General features: G+C 57.5%; 10 protein-coding genes. 1 reads left to right on the top strand and 9 read right to left on the bottom strand.

The window, feature by feature from the left end; genetic code table 11:
* Positions 1-14: 14 nt before the first annotated feature.
* The 9 genes from tssC to ACOQH0_RS13205 form a co-directional block, all read right to left on the bottom strand.
* Positions 15-1,514, bottom strand: a complete 1,500-nt coding sequence (tssC, locus tag ACOQH0_RS13165; protein WP_028018712.1) for a type VI secretion system contractile sheath large subunit — start codon at positions 1,512-1,514, stop codon at positions 15-17.
* Positions 1,515-1,517: 3 nt separating this feature from the next.
* Positions 1,518-2,042 carry a type VI secretion system contractile sheath small subunit gene (tssB, locus tag ACOQH0_RS13170; RefSeq protein WP_010432827.1) on the bottom strand — a complete coding sequence of 175 codons (525 nt, stop codon included), beginning with the start codon at positions 2,040-2,042 and terminating at the stop codon, positions 1,518-1,520.
* Between the two features lie 75 nt (positions 2,043-2,117).
* Positions 2,118-3,134, bottom strand: coding sequence for a type VI secretion system protein TssA (gene tssA, locus ACOQH0_RS13175; RefSeq protein ID WP_421510541.1), 1,017 nt, complete (start codon positions 3,132-3,134; stop codon positions 2,118-2,120).
* Between the two features lie 11 nt (positions 3,135-3,145).
* Positions 3,146-3,862, bottom strand: a complete 717-nt coding sequence (gene tagF / locus ACOQH0_RS13180) for a type VI secretion system-associated protein TagF (protein WP_421510542.1) — start codon at positions 3,860-3,862, stop codon at positions 3,146-3,148.
* Positions 3,863-3,878: 16 nt separating this feature from the next.
* Positions 3,879-7,499 (bottom strand): type VI secretion system membrane subunit TssM, encoded by a 3,621-nt coding sequence (gene tssM, locus ACOQH0_RS13185; protein WP_237844185.1) that lies wholly within the window; start codon positions 7,497-7,499, stop codon positions 3,879-3,881.
* 2 nt (positions 7,500-7,501) lie between these two features.
* Positions 7,502-8,740, bottom strand: coding sequence for a DotU family type VI secretion system protein (locus ACOQH0_RS13190; RefSeq protein WP_089601490.1), 1,239 nt, complete (start codon positions 8,738-8,740; stop codon positions 7,502-7,504).
* A gap of 17 nt (positions 8,741-8,757) precedes the next feature.
* Positions 8,758-10,101: a type VI secretion system baseplate subunit TssK gene (gene tssK, locus ACOQH0_RS13195; RefSeq protein WP_010432817.1), complete on the bottom strand. Its 1,344-nt coding sequence runs from the start codon at positions 10,099-10,101 to the stop codon at positions 8,758-8,760.
* A 28-nt stretch (positions 10,102-10,129) separates the two neighbouring features.
* On the bottom strand, positions 10,130-10,633 hold the full coding sequence (tssJ, locus tag ACOQH0_RS13200; RefSeq protein ID WP_010432816.1) for a type VI secretion system lipoprotein TssJ: 504 nt from the start codon (positions 10,631-10,633) through the stop codon (positions 10,130-10,132).
* Positions 10,634-10,657: 24 nt separating this feature from the next.
* Positions 10,658-11,152 carry a hypothetical protein gene (locus tag ACOQH0_RS13205; protein ID WP_010432813.1) on the bottom strand — a complete coding sequence of 165 codons (495 nt, stop codon included), beginning with the start codon at positions 11,150-11,152 and terminating at the stop codon, positions 10,658-10,660.
* Between the two features lie 1,003 nt (positions 11,153-12,155).
* Between ACOQH0_RS13205 and ACOQH0_RS13210 the strand changes: the two genes are divergently transcribed.
* Positions 12,156-14,444 (top strand): FdhF/YdeP family oxidoreductase, encoded by a 2,289-nt coding sequence (locus ACOQH0_RS13210; RefSeq protein ID WP_421510544.1) that lies wholly within the window; start codon positions 12,156-12,158, stop codon positions 14,442-14,444.
* The last annotated feature ends 13 nt before the right edge of the window (positions 14,445-14,457 follow it).

The following is a 14,457-nucleotide window of genomic DNA, read 5'->3' on the forward strand; positions in this document are numbered from 1 at the left end:
GCCGGCAATCGTCATCACGCGTCTTTCGTCTTCAGCGACGGCAGTTTAGACACCAGACGCAGGGAAACGGTCAGACCTTCCAGCTGGTAGTGTGGACGCAGGAAGAACTTCGCGGCGTAGTAGCCCGGGTTGTCTTCGATTTCCTGCACCTGCACTTCCGCAGCCGCCAGCGGCTTACGGGACTTGGTCTCCTGGGAGGAGTTAGCCGGGTCACCGTCCACGTAGTTCATTACCCAGTCGTTCAGCCAGCGCTCCATCTCTTCGCGCTCGCGGAAGGAGCCGATTTTGTCGCGCACGATGCACTTCAGGTAGTGCGCAAAGCGGCAGCAGGCGAACAGGTACGGCAGGCGAGAGGCCAGACGCGCGTTGGCGGTGGCATCCGGGTCGTGGTATTCGGCCGGTTTTTGCAGCGACTGCGCGCCGATGAAGGCGGCGAAGTCGGAGTTTTTGCGGTGAACCAGCGGCATAAAGCCGTTTTTCGCCAGCTCGGCTTCACGACGATCGCTGATGGCGATCTCGGTCGGGCACTTCATGTCCACGCCGCCGTCATCGCTCGGGAAGGTGTGGCACGGCAGGTTCTCCACCGCCCCGCCGGACTCCACGCCGCGAATTGAGGTGCACCAGCCGTACTCCTTGAAGGAGCGGTTGATGTTGGCCGCCATCGCATAGGCGGCGTTCGCCCAGGAGTAGCTGTTGTGGTTTGCGCCGTCGGTCTGCTCTTCAAAGTCAAAGCTGTCGACCGGGTTGGTGCGAATGCCGTACGGCAGACGCGACAGGAAGCGCGGCATCACCAGACCCAGATAGCGGGCATCTTCGGATTCACGCAGTGAACGCCAGGCCGCGTATTCGGTATTCTGGAAGATCTTGGTCAGGTCGCGCGGGTTAGCCAGCTCTTGCCAGGATTCCATCTGCATCACGCCCGGTGCGGTACCGGTGATAAACGGACAGTGCGCCGCAGAGCCGATGCGCGCCATTTCACCCAGCAGCTCAACGTCCTGCGGGCTGTGGTCGAAGTAGTAGTCGCCGACGATGCAGCCAAACGGCTCGCCGCCGAACTGACCGTACTCCTGCTCGTAGATCTTCTTGAAGATCGGGCTCTGGTCCCAGCCCACGCCCTTGTAGCGCTTCAGGGTGCGTCCCAGCTCCTGCTTGGAGATGCTCATAAAGCGGATCTTCAGCATCTCGTCAGTTTCAGTGTTGTTCACCAGATAGCTCAGGCCGCGCCAGGCGCTCTCCAGCTTCTGAAACTCGTCGTGGTGAATGATCTGGTTCACCTGCTGCGACAGCTGCTCGTCGATACCGGCAATCAGGTTCTGAATGGTGCGGTAGGTGTCGTTAGAGAAAGTGACGGTGTTTTCCAGCGCCTGCTGCGCCAGGGTTTTAACCGCGCTTTCTACGGCGGAGCGCGCCTGATCGGTTTTCGGGCGGAACTCTTTGTTCAGCAGCGCGCTGAACTCATCCTGGCTGAACGCCTGACCCGCCTGCTGCTCGTGTTGTTGAGTCTGGTTGCTCATCGATTATTCCTCGCTACCTTTCGCGCTTTCGTCATTTTTCGGCAACTGGCTCAGAGATTTGAGCAGCGTCGGATCCTGCAGAATTTTTGCGATCAGCTCTTCTGCACCGTTTTTGCCGTCCATATAGGTCAGCAGGTTAGAAAGCTGGGTACGCGCTTCCAGCAGCTTGTTCAGCGGCTCAACCTTGCGGGCCACCGCATCCGGCAGGAAGTCGTCCATGCTGTCGAAGGTCAGATCAACGTTCAGTTTGCCTTCGCCCGTCAGGGTGTTATCCACGTTAAACGCCACGCGCGGCTTCAGCGCCTTCATGCGTTCATCAAAGTTATCGATGTCGATTTCAAGGAATTTACGCTCATCGACGGCAGGCAGGTTTTCTACCGGTTTACCGACCAGATCGGCCATGACGCCCATCACAAACGGCAGCTGAATTTTACGTTCTGCACCGTAGATCTCTACGTCGTACTCGATCTGGACGCGGGGAGCACGGTTACGTGCGATGAATTTCTGTCCACTGTTACTCATTGCCATGATGTTCTCCATCAAAGATGCGCGGTGAAGGTGAAACGACAGGCTCCATGCCTGTCGTCATAATGCCAGGACGCGTTATTCGCGGCGTCCAAAGATGTTTTCCAGTTGGTTAACGCCGTCTGGCGCCAGGTCGCGAATAATGTCCATAAAGTTAAGTTCAGACAGCCGCTGCACCCGCTCAATCATCAGCGGTGCGGGATGGCTCGGTTCGTACTGAGCAAAATACTGTTTCGCTTTTTCCAGCATCAGCTGGGCGTCGGCGCGGCTGGTGACCTGCACGCTGCGCCAGTCGGTGACCTGCTGAACGGGCTGCGTTACCGCCGATTGCTGCTCAACCTGGGGTTCAGCCTGCGCCTCACGGTTCGGCAGCAGCTTGCTGATGTCCGTCACCTGACAAGCGCTGGCGACCAGCCCAACAGTTTTCAGCAGCTGTTCCATCTCCGGTACGCCGCTTTCACCCAGATACCCGGTGAGCAGATCGCGAATGGCCAGCAGCCGTTCATTAATCACAATGACCGCTGCGGTGCCGGGCTGGTCGCCGCGCGCCAGCTCGTCAATCAGCCTTGGGCGGCCGCCGGGATAGTCAGGGCATTCCGTTTTACTGCCGTCGAGCAGCGCCTGCGCGTCCCGAAGCGAAATTTCATCCCCGTTCGAGCGGAGCAGCGAGGCGTTGCGTACCGCGACGGTGAGGTCAGATTTATCGCTCAGCCCGGCGAGGGCGTTGATGCGGTAGAACGGATCGGTTTCGCCATACTCTTCCAGCAGCGGGTAGAGTTGCTCCCAGTAACGGGTCAGCGCTTCCTGCACCAGCAACAGCCCGTCTGCATAGCCCGCGAGTCCACGGCGACGTGTCCAGGCATGGGTTAATGCCAGCAGGACGCGAAGATCTTTGGTGCGGGTCAGCAGGCTGGTAGCGAATTTTTCTACCGTGTTCCAGTCAGCGGGCTCTGCCGGAATAATGGTGTCGCCAAACTGCTGTTCCGCTTTCCCCTGACTTGCCTGATTCATGATCTGGAAATCAGCGTCGTACTCCAGGTTTTCGCCACAGGGTTTGTCGTGGCTTATCGGCGCGAGAAATTCTTCGATATTCATGAGATCCCTGCTTATTCAAACATAGGCGGATAAAGACCGTGACGACCCGGTCGGGCGCCGCCTGCCGGATCGAACAGCAGCGTAAAGAGCTGCCCGGTAAAGTTGCCGCTGTGGACGTGCGTGTAGAGCGGGTAGCCGTCGCAGCGGTTCGTCCACCAGAAGCTGGTCTGACGCAGCGGGTCAAAACACTCTGCTGCCTGCGGCCAGCCCAGCGTGCTTTGGCCGTCATCGTCATAGCCAATCACGTCCAGAATGTCGGATCGCTTTTGTGGCTCAACGGGCTGCGGCGCCGGGATACTCATCAACATCTCGTCAAGCTGTGAGGCGGAAAAACCGTTGCGCACCGCGTGCAGGCCCAGACGACCAAGCTGTTGGTACCAGCTTTCGGCCTGGCCGAGCAGACGCGATGACCATTCGGCGGGACTAAAGCTCAGCTGAATGCAGACCGGGTAGTGGCGACCCACGCTGTCACGTCCCGGCAGCAGGCAGCCCATCTGGATCATCTGGCTGCCCAGCATGGGCGGAACGACAAAATTCCACACCGGGGCTTTCGTAAATTGGCGCTCACCGCTGCGCTGCTCTTCCTGTTGCCAGGCCAGCAGGCCGACCTGAAACCAGTGTGACCACTGGCGCTGAAGGGTGTCAGGAAAGCGACGCTGCAAAAAGTCACCGGCGCTGGGTAATTTGCCATACCAGCTGTAGCGGTTCATCGCAGTGGTATTCGTCATACGGCTGTCCTTGCGGTTATGGGCATGAGAAACGGGGAAGCTGGAACGGGTTGCGAATGCTGTTTGGCGCAAACTCCAGCGTGACCTGATGACCGTCGACGTTGAAGGTCGCCTGACGGCTCAGGCTACCCGCGCCAGGACTGGTCCGGGCTTTATCGAAAAAGCGGTTCAGCGCCCAGGATCCGTTAGTCACCAAAGATGCCGTACTGCCGTTTGCCAGCCCGAGCTGCATACGCACCTGGTTGGTGCCGCCCGGTCCCGGCCAGTTCATAATCTGCACCGCCTGAGGACCGTGGCTGTAGCGCAACAGCTGGCCGTCAACGTCCAGCGTCAGGTTCAGAATGGTGTTATCCATCCGCACGGTGCGCACCGTGACCTTATAGGACGGCGTTGTCGCCCCGTTGGCAAAGAAGGCATCGCGGATTGACTGTGCCTGCTGGAACGGGCGCAGCAGCCCTTCGCTGCCCGGCAGGGTTTTACCGTCGATCCCCGGCATAAAGCGCCAGTTCGCCTGGGTGGTGTCGACTTTGTTGGTCAGGTTATCGCGGAAAAAGGTGTCCATCAGCCCGGTGCCGGGGGCAAACATGCGGGCGAGATCGTCAGGCGTCACTTCCGTGCTGGCGCTGCGCACCAGCGGGTAGCGACCGGCAATCGCCTGACGGCAGAAACCGCCCACTTCCACGTTAATGCGCTTACGCACGTTTTCCAGATCGCGTCGCTGGGTATCACTGCTGGCACCCACGGCCATATTACTGAACATGGTTTGCAGCCCGCCCGGCAGACGGCCCGCGCTGGCCTGCAGACGGCTAATTGCGTCGCCGCCCGGCGCAGGCATCCCGCTGTTGGCCGCATCCTGAACGGCGGTCAGGTAGCGATACAGCTCGTCCACCTGCTTGAGAAAATCGTCAAACACAATGGTCTTTCCGCCTTTCTCCAGCGGCTGCGCCAGCTCAATCATCGGCGCATAGTGGTCAGTCACCAGCTGCTCCGGTGCCTGTACCGCTACCGCACCCTGCGTTGGCGCCGCATCGTTGTTACTGAACAGCGCCTGCAGCGTACGGGTAGCACGGTTGCTCTGCGCTTCCGCTTTCCCGGCATCTTCTGGCGCAGGCGCATTGCGCGACAGCGTCAGCACCTGGCTCAGGTTCAGCACCAGACGGCGCAGCGGTGAGTTTGCCCCGGAGAGCAGGCGCGCAGTGTTGATACGCTGGGAGAGATCGGCACTGCTGTTGAGCTGAATGTCGGCGAGAAAGCGATCCCAGTTGGCGATAAAGTCACGCATGTAAAGCTGGCGCACCGCGTTATCGATCTGCTGTTTATCTTCCTGGGCCGTGGTGGCACCTAATACCCAGGCGTCATCTTCATGCAGTGCGGTCGTCACGCTGTCGATCTGGCCGTTAAAGCTTTTCCAGTAGCCGTCCGGGGTATACAGACCCGGCACGCCTTCGCTGACCGGCTTGCCGCTTTTGCGGGAAAAGACCAGTTCGCTCTGCGGGCCGCCAAGATCGGAAAGCGAGACCGGCTTGAGGTTTTCGTCATGCTCCAGCAGACGCTTCAGACGACCGTATACGCGTGTCGAGAGCGGCTGCTGGTTGATGAGCGCCCTTTCCCGCGCGACCAGAGATTCATCCAGCGCATAGGGTGAAGCCTGAATTTTCGGTTCCAGCAGTTGGGTCAGATGCCATTCAAGCTGCTGAAGCTGCGCCTGAGTGACGTCCTGCGGCAGGTTGCGCTGCAGGTTGAGCATCACCCAGGAGTGCAGGAATTTGCCGTCATAGTGCTTCGGCTGATAGAGCATCTGATAGGCTTTTAACGCTTCGTAGCTGTATTCCACGTCGCTGCCGTTGTCGTTGCGCAGCCAGGTGGTGATGTGCATCGTCACGGCGGGGAGCAACATCTGATCCAGCGCTTTCTGATACAGAGACTGCGACGCATCGCTGACGTCATCCCCACGGTAAAGCCCCATGCGGCGGGAGACCGGCGGGTCGTTAACGTCAAAGGCGTCGCTCTTCGGCAGGTCCACCAGCCCGTTAAGCAGCGGCAGCAGCGCAAAGAGATCGCGCTGAGGTTGATTTTGCAGCGCCTTACTCTGCTGTTCCAGCACCGGCACTTTGGCGTCAACCTCTTCCAGATACGCCTTGTTTTTGGCGTAACTGGTCAGCCACAGCCCGCCCAAAATCACCAGCAGGGCCAGCAGCGCCGCGTAACCAGACCAGATCACCGCCCGGTTGCGCAGCTCCCACCAACGGTTTTCTCCGGCAATGCCCGCTTCCTGGAAAATGACGTTTTGCAGCAGATTCTTGATAAAGAAACTCTGGCCTTTCGCGCCCGGGATGGGGGCTTCTTTGCTGACGGAATCCCAGTTATCGCTTTCGGCCCCTTCCGGCAGAGAGAGCGCACGGTTAAGCTCGCCCATCACGCGGTCAAACGGCATGCCTTCCTGGGTGCCGCTGGCAAAGTAGATGCCGCGCGGCGAGAATTCGGTTTCAAAGTTTGAACGGGCAAAGACCGTGCTCAGGTAATCCGCCAGCAGCGGGCGCAGCGCAGCGAACTCCTGCGGGAAGAGATAGGCTTCCGCGCGGGTTTTTCCGTCATGCTCCTTGAGCATGGTCTCCGGCAGACCGGCATCCAGGCGCTGCTGGAGGAGAGAAAACTCCTGCTGGAAGTTGCCCATCAGGTCGTAATCCGCGTGTTTGGTCTGCTCCCACGGCAGCGTAAAGCCCCAGATCTGGTCGCGCTGCGCTTTGTCATAATCGGCAAACCAGGCGCGGAAGCCCTTGAGCAGGTCAGCCTTGGTCACCATCACGTACACCGGGAAGCGGATGCCCAGCTGCTCATGCAGCTCGGAAAGACGCTGGCGCAGGTTCACCGCCTGCTGGCGGGACGCCTCGGCGGACTGCGTGAGCAGGTCGGAAATGCTGATGGTGATGATCACACCGTTGATCGGCTGGCGACGACGATATTTACGCAGCAGGTTGATGAACTCCAGCCATTCCCCCGCGTCCTGAACCTGTTCGCTCTCCTGCGTGGTGTAACGTCCGGCGGTATCCAGCAGGACAGCCTCGTTGGTGAACCACCAGTCGCAGTTGCGCGTGCCGCCGATGCCCCGCAGCGCGGTTTTACCGAAGCGATCCGCCAGCGGGAACTGCAGCCCGGAGTTGGCCAGCGCGGTGGTTTTCCCGGAGCCCGGCGCGCCGATGATAACGTACCACGGCAGCTGATAGAGATACTGCGTGCTGAAACGCTGCGTCCACTGCGCGCTGTGGCCCGCCTTACTGAAGTGGGCTTTTTTCAGCATCTGCGCGGCTTCGTCGAAACGACCTGCAAGGATCTGCTCCTCGTTATTCAGGCGTTTCTGCGGATCGGCCGCCTCCGCTTTAGTGGTGTTCTCGTTGAGCTTGTCCATCAGCTTGCGGTTCAGCCAGGCGTTATACAGCCGAGGCAGAATGTGGCTCTGGGCCCAGATCAGATATACCACCGCGATACTGATAACGCGGTTCTGTTCAGATTCGAGCGGGCGTGTATCCACGATGGACAACAGCGGACCAATCATCCAGATCACCGCCGCGAGCGCCGTTACGCCGAGGAAGCTCCACAGAATGCGATTGGTCAGTATGGAAAGAAGAGTAGTCAGCATCCTTAGTTTCCTTGCGGCAATCCGTTCAGCTCAGCCTGCGTATTTTCAGGCGACACCAGCAGAGTAATTTCCACACGGCGGTTACGGGCGCGGTTTTCAGGCGTAGTGTTTGGTGCCACCGGGTTAATTTCGCCCCGCCCTTCCGCCTTCACGCGTTCAGGCTGCGAGAGGCTTCCCTGCAGCTGTTTTTGCACCGACCGGGCGCGTTCGAGAGAGAGTTCATAGTTGGAGGCAAAGCGCGCGCTGCGGATCGGCACGTTGTCGCTGTAGCCCACCACCAGAATTTTGCCGCTGACGTTATTCATCGCTTGCGCAATGCGGTTGATGACCGGCTCATAGCGGTCACGCACCACCGTCGAGGCCGAGGCGAACAGGCCGTCTCCTTTCAGGATCACCACGCTGCGATCCGCTTCATCCTTCACCGCCACCAGACCGGCATCGATTTCAGGCTTCAGGAAGCCGCGCAGGTTCAGTACCGCAGGCAGCTGGCGAGCGGGCTGCTGAATGGAGGTTTCCGGCAGCTGAGACTGATAAATCTTCGCCAGCACCGGGCTGGTGTTATCGCCCAGACGCCAGTTAAGCACGATATAAAACAGACAGGCGATAAACCCGACCAGCGCCACGCAGGCCCAGAGTGGGACCATCGGACGCCACAGCTTGCGCAGTACAGGACGATCTTCAGGGTGCACCGAGAGCGGCGGCGCGTAGCTGCCGCGCACGCTGCGGATCATCTGCCACAGTCGCTGTTTGATGGTTTCCAGCTGGGTGCGGCCATTATCCAGCACCCGATAGCGGCCCTCGAAACCGAGCAACAGGCAGTAGTTGATCATCTCCAGCAGCAGGATATGTTCACGCGGGTTCTGAGACAGGCGCGCCAGCAGCTGGAAAAATTTTTCTCCGCCCCAGGTTTCGTTATGAAACGTGACCAGAAGGCCACTGCTGGACCAGACGCCGCTGCTGCCCCAGGGGGTGAGCGCGGCGGCTTCATCCAGCGCCGTACACAGACAGTAGCGGGCGCCGACGATCACTTCATACGGCAACCCTGCCTGCTGGCATCGCACTTCGAAACGGCGAATTTCGTCGATCAGACGCTGGCGCAACGCCACCTGATCGTCATGAGAAACCGAATGACGGATTTGTGGAATGGCGTTGAGCAGCGGGTTGGCAGCCGCCACCAGCTGATTATTGCCACTGGCTCCGGTAAACACAGCATCACTGCCGGTATCCTGTCGTTCCTGCATATTTAGTGCTCGCTTTATTATTCTGTCGGGCTACGGATGGCCCAAAACTCCATATCGAGACCCGGAAACTCCCCTGCGAGATGCAGAGCGAACGCACCGGACTTATCCATCTCGTGCCACAGCTCACTGCCCTTCTCCAGCTCGAAATAGCTGTAGCCCGCGTGCCATGGTATTTGCGGCGGGGCGACCGGCATGGCGCGCAGCATAATGCCCGGCAGCTGCAGCTGAACCAGATCGCGGATTTTCGAGACCGGTGCCACCTTCATCTGGGCCGGGAAATGGGTTTGCAGGTGTTCGCCCGGCACATTGGCTTTCACCGCCAGCACGAAGCCGAACTCGCGCACCATGCTGGTCTCCGGCACGGTAGCGATGTTAAGACCATGGGAACGCTCGTTGAGCGGCAGCTGGATGGCGTGATCTTCCATCACCAGCGACAGCCCCTGACGCAGCATCAGCATCAGCTTGCTGAAGCAGACCGCCAGATCGTCATGGTCATACACCGGGAGCACGCTCTCCGCTGTGCGTTGAGAGGTCCAGGTGGCAAGTTCCGTCGCAAACGGCAGCCAGCTGCGCCACAGCGTTTCCGGGTGGATCAGCGGCAGGGTTTTTAAATGGGATATCTCACCGAGATGACGGTTAACCAGCGAAAGCAGCGTGAACTCAATTAGTTCGGAGGTATTAAAGCGGCCTGGCTGGCGCAGACGTCCGCCAATCTGCTGGCTGCGCTGGACCAGTAGCCCATGCAGATCGTTAATCATGCTGTAGATCTGCGGGCTGTTGTTGGCATTCAGCATCGGCGGAATGTAGCTGTTATCCAGCCGCACGTGGTTGTCGTTGCGTTTTTCGCTCACAAAGGCCACGCCGATAGCGGTCCACTCTGCCGTGAGATCTTTTTCCAGCATCAGGGTTAAACGCAGGCGGCCAAACTGTACCGTGGCATCGCCCACTGACATGGCATTATCGTCTTCGACGTCTTGTTCAAATGCGAGGTAACGCGCCAGCGAGGCCTGCTCTTCACTGAAAATCACCTCTTCGCGTTCGCCGCGGCGAACCGGCAGCGCAAGCACCACCTTCTCATTGGTGAGATTGTCAGGGATCTTCAGCGGCACCGGGCCGTTGCGGCCGTTGCGCACCTGGAAAAACGTGCCGTCAGGCAGTAACCCGCTGCAGTAGCTCAGTGCAATGCAGCCCTGGCGGAGCATCGCGTCGTCCAGCTCAACGTCGAGAAAGCCCCACAGATACGATCGCTGCAGCGCACCCCATTCACGAATGTGGTTCAGCAGGTAACTTTCTGTCCGCTGAAAATGGTGTGGACGCAGGAACATGCCTTCGGTCCAGACGACCTTTTCTGCTTTCGTCATGATGATGTGTTTCCTGTTATGAAGCGCGTTACTGGCTGATGACCCGGATACCGTTCACGTCCAGGAAGACGTTGGCGATGAGTTCATCTGCGGACCATTTCCAGAACTGGTAGAAATGGTTTTCGCCGGGAACAGGCAATGGGATTGAGACGCGCCATTTTTTCCCGTCCAGCGTCTGATATTCCGCCATCACGCCGATATAGCGTGCCTCGGGCGAGCTTTGTCCACTCAGGGTTTTCGAAAGCTGGCCCGGCATCAGGAAGAACACATCGCTGTTAAGCAGATTCGCGCCAAGCGTGGCCGACGCGTTGTTCTGCAGGGAATAGAAGTCGCTGGACATGAAATCCGCATCGGATTTCAGCAGCAGCACTCTGACCTTTAATGGCGCAGAATCATTGATTTGGGGGTGAGCCTGAAACTGCAGATTGTAGCGGGAGGGGTCGCTGTGTGAAGACGACGTACAACCACTCAACAGGGTGAAAATCACCGCAAAAAATGCTAACCCGAGCTGATGAAACGTTTTTGTATTCATAAAAAATACGCTCTTGAAACCCGTTTAGTTCAGGATCCAGGTGCCGTTTGCGCTGTCTTTGCAGGCTTTGCTGTTGCCATCGACGTCAACACAGGTTGCTTTCTTACGCGCTTTTGGACGGATCGCCTGTTTACGCACGGTGGCTTCGTACTGGTCGGCCTTGATGACGGCGCGCATTGGGACGTAACCAATCAGCTGTTCGTTCCCTTCGTCGGCAAGCGCCATCCAGAAGTGTTCAACCTGACCCAGCACCACGTAGGTTTTGCCGGTCTCGAGCGTGCGGATCACTTTTCCGCCGTAGTCCGGACGGCTCATCAGGGATGCGGGGTACATGGCGCGATAAGGCTCATTCACCTGGGTGAACTCTGCCGGGGGCAACACAACATGACGGTGAGTTAAGGTGACGCCGTTAACCTGACTGGTCACGATGGTATCGTCAGTGATCACAGGTTTCTGCGGCGCTTTACAGCCCGCCACCGCCATTACAAACAGAAGTGAAAACAGTACGCGCATTTTCATATGCTTTTCCGTAGCGATATTTCGATGATGGAGATAAGGAGATGAAGTTTGACTTAAGTGCTATTGTTAAAATAGTCAGGATATTTTCGGGGCGTTACTATTTTAAAGGCATAGCTACCGCACGAGCCCTTCAGAATAAGGCCCAGCGTCTTCCTGACATATTTTGACAAACGGTAAACAAGTTTACATGAGCTTCGCATCAATTCAATATTTACCGTTACGTAACTGTTGGTAAATGAAGCAGACGATAGATTATAGGATTAATCTTAATAAAAAATTATACATGGCCTACCCCCTTTTATTTATTCATCTCAAACCCATACAACCTTTTGTTTTACATAACAAAAACACAAAAGAGAACCACTTTCATTAACGCAATGTCGCTATTATCGCCACTACCATAATTAGTAGAGTTCGCGTATTGGTGATGTCAAAAGAACCTATCGCCGATGAATTATTTGTTGCATTAACAGGGTATCTTTAATATTGCACGTACTTTACGCTCAGAATGGGCCTATTTCACTGATGCCGCCCGGCGTTAATTTCACGGCTCAAAATAACTTAATATTTCACGCTATGATAATTTCCCTTTAAGACATAAATTATATCTATTAATCATTAAGCCTGAGTTAACCTTTCTGCCATTATCGCCACCGAAAAATGCACGCGATTACCCGCCAGCTGCGAACATTGTCTATTTCTCCCGCTCAGGCACTTCATTCGAAGTTTTACTGTTGCTACATCCTTACCTGTTCACCGCCATCTATCTCACCTACCGGGTGATAGATAAGATTTATTATTAAAATGATAAAAATTCGTTATAATTTCTTTAAATCTTTAAGCATCACAACATATAAGCTACTGTAATAAAAAGAATTCAAGAAGCAGTCACTTTCTCTATCGCATGCGCGCAGCCAAACGGTCGTCATTGCTTACGCTTATTGTCCTCTGCAGTGCTTTTATGGGTTCAGATGTTGTGTGACCGAACAAATCAGGAGTGGGTATGAACACGAAAAGACGCGCAGTTCCCGGTATCAGGCACTATGACGGTCCCGCCGGAGGCTGGGGCGCGTTAAAAGCGACGGCCATCGCGGTACGTACCCAAATGGATACACTGGACGCTCCCGCGACGCTGCTGCGCACCAACCAGCCGGACGGTTTTGACTGCCCGGGCTGCGCGTGGCCTGATAAAGAACATAAATCGACGTTCCAGTTCTGCGAGAATGGCGCGAAGGCGGTGACCTGGGAAGCCACCAGCAAACGCGTCACCCCTGCGTTTCTGGCGGAAAACAGCGTCGCTTCGCTGCTGGCAAAATCGGACTTTGAGCTGGAAGGCTACGGTCGCCTGACGCATCCCCTGCGCTATGACCGGGCAAGCGATACCTTCCGCCCTGTCGACTGGGACGAGGCGTTTCAACGTATCGGCGAAGTCTTGTGTGGGCTCGAACCGGACCAGGTCGAGTTCTACACCTCCGGGCGCGCCTCTAACGAAGCGGCATACCTGTTCCAGCTCTTTGCCCGCGAATACGGCACCAATAACTTTCCTGACTGCTCGAATATGTGCCACGAGGCCACCAGCGTCGGCTTGCCGCGATCTATCGGGATCGGGAAAGGTACCGTCTCACTGGACGACTTCGATAAGACCGAACTGGTGATCTCCATCGGCCATAACCCTGGCACCAACCATCCGCGAATGATGGGCACCCTTCATGAGCTGGCACGTCGCAACGTGCCGATTATCGTCTTTAACCCGCTGCGCGAGCGCGCCCTCGAACGTTTTGCGGACCCGCAGAGCGTGATTGAAATGGCGACCTACAGCTCCACGGATATCGCCTCGACCTATTTCCAGGTGAAAGCCGGGGGCGATGCCGCCGCGCTGAAAGGGATTGCTAAACACCTTCTGGAGATGGAGGCCGAACGCGGTGACGTGCTGGATCACGCCTTTATTGCCGAACACACTCAGGGCATTGAGGACTTCAGCGCCGATATCGCGCAAACCCGCTGGGACGACATTGAGCGCGAGTCAGGCCTGAGCCATGCGGCGCTTAAGAAGGTGGCCGAGGCCTATGCGAAATCAAATGCCACCATCATTACCTACGGGATGGGAATTACCCAGCACAATAAAGGCACGGCGAACGTCCGCCTGATCGCTGACGTGCTGCTGCTGCGCGGGAACATCGGTAAGCCCGGCGCGGGTATCTGCCCTCTGCGCGGCCACTCAAACGTGCAGGGAAACCGGACCGTCGGGATTAGCGAGAAACCCACACCGGCCTTCCTGAACCGTCTGAAGGATGTATTCGGCTTTGAGCCGCCGTCTCACCACGGACACGATGCGGTGCAGGCCACGCAGGCGATGATTGACGGCCGTGCGAAGGCACTTATCTGCCTCGGCGGCAATTTTGCGGTTGCGATGCCCGATCATGAACGGGGCTTTCCGGCGATGGGTAACCTGGATTTGAGCGTGCACGTTGGCACCAAGCTGAACCGTACCCATCTGCTGGTGGGCAAAGAGACCTTTATTTTCCCGTGTCTCGGCCGCACCGAGCTGGATATTCAGGCCACCGGCCGTCAGTCCATTACCGTTGAAGATTCCATGTCGATGGTGCACGCCTCGTCCGGCAAGCTGAAACCCGCCTCGCCGTTGTTGCGTTCGGAACCCGCCATCGTGGCGGGCCTGGCGAAAGCCACACTGCCTGAAACCCGCGTGGACTGGCTGACGCTGGTTGAGGATTATGACCGTATCCGCGATCTGATTGAGCAGACCATTCCTGGGTTCGAGGACTATAACGCGCGGATCCGCGTTCCCGGGGGCTTCCGCATGCCGCTGCCGCCAACGCAGCGTATCTGGCCGACCGCGACGGGCAAAGCAATGTTCTCGGTGTTCGAGGGGGTTCATGAGAACGCCAGCGGTGAAGGCGAGCATGTGCTGCGTCTAATTACGCTGCGCAGCCACGATCAGTACAACACGACCATTTATGCCCTGGACGACCGCTACCGTGGGGTCTTTGGCCGCCGCGACGTGCTATTTATGAACGAAGACGATATGGCACAGTCAGGGCTGGAACATGGCGACCGCGTGGATATAGAAACCGCCCTGCCCGGCAGCGTTCAGCGCCTGGAGGACATTACCGTGGTGGCGTACAGCATCGCCCCGGGATCCGTCGGGGCCTATTACCCGGAGGCCAACGTGCTGGTGCCACTCGATTATCTCGACAAGGACAGCGGGACGCCGTCTTATAAATCCGTTCCAGTTCGCATCACCCTGCGCTCAAAAGAGATCCGCATGCTGTAAGGCCGTTCGCGCA

Origin of the sequence: Enterobacter sp. JS8-1 (assembly GCF_049187015.1) — a bacterium.
GTDB lineage: Bacteria > Pseudomonadota > Gammaproteobacteria > Enterobacterales > Enterobacteriaceae > Enterobacter > Enterobacter mori.

What these genes read in the sequence shown, in the direction of transcription:
- tssC (WP_028018712.1), bottom strand. Translation starts at nt 1,514, where the DNA reads ATGAGCAACCAGACTCAACAACACGAGCAGCAGGCGGGTCAGGCGTTC.
- ACOQH0_RS13210 (WP_421510544.1), top strand. Translation starts at nt 12,156, where the DNA reads ATGAACACGAAAAGACGCGCAGTTCCCGGTATCAGGCACTATGACGGT.
- tssK (WP_010432817.1), bottom strand. Translation starts at nt 10,101, where the DNA reads ATGACGAAAGCAGAAAAGGTCGTCTGGACCGAAGGCATGTTCCTGCGT.
- tssM (WP_237844185.1), bottom strand. Translation starts at nt 7,499, where the DNA reads ATGCTGACTACTCTTCTTTCCATACTGACCAATCGCATTCTGTGGAGC.
- tssA (WP_421510541.1), bottom strand. Translation starts at nt 3,134, where the DNA reads ATGAATATCGAAGAATTTCTCGCGCCGATAAGCCACGACAAACCCTGT.
- tssJ (WP_010432816.1), bottom strand. Translation starts at nt 10,633, where the DNA reads ATGAATACAAAAACGTTTCATCAGCTCGGGTTAGCATTTTTTGCGGTG.
- tagF (WP_421510542.1), bottom strand. Translation starts at nt 3,862, where the DNA reads ATGACGAATACCACTGCGATGAACCGCTACAGCTGGTATGGCAAATTA.
- ACOQH0_RS13190 (WP_089601490.1), bottom strand. Translation starts at nt 8,740, where the DNA reads ATGCAGGAACGACAGGATACCGGCAGTGATGCTGTGTTTACCGGAGCC.
- ACOQH0_RS13205 (WP_010432813.1), bottom strand. Translation starts at nt 11,152, where the DNA reads ATGAAAATGCGCGTACTGTTTTCACTTCTGTTTGTAATGGCGGTGGCG.
- tssB (WP_010432827.1), bottom strand. Translation starts at nt 2,042, where the DNA reads ATGGCAATGAGTAACAGTGGACAGAAATTCATCGCACGTAACCGTGCT.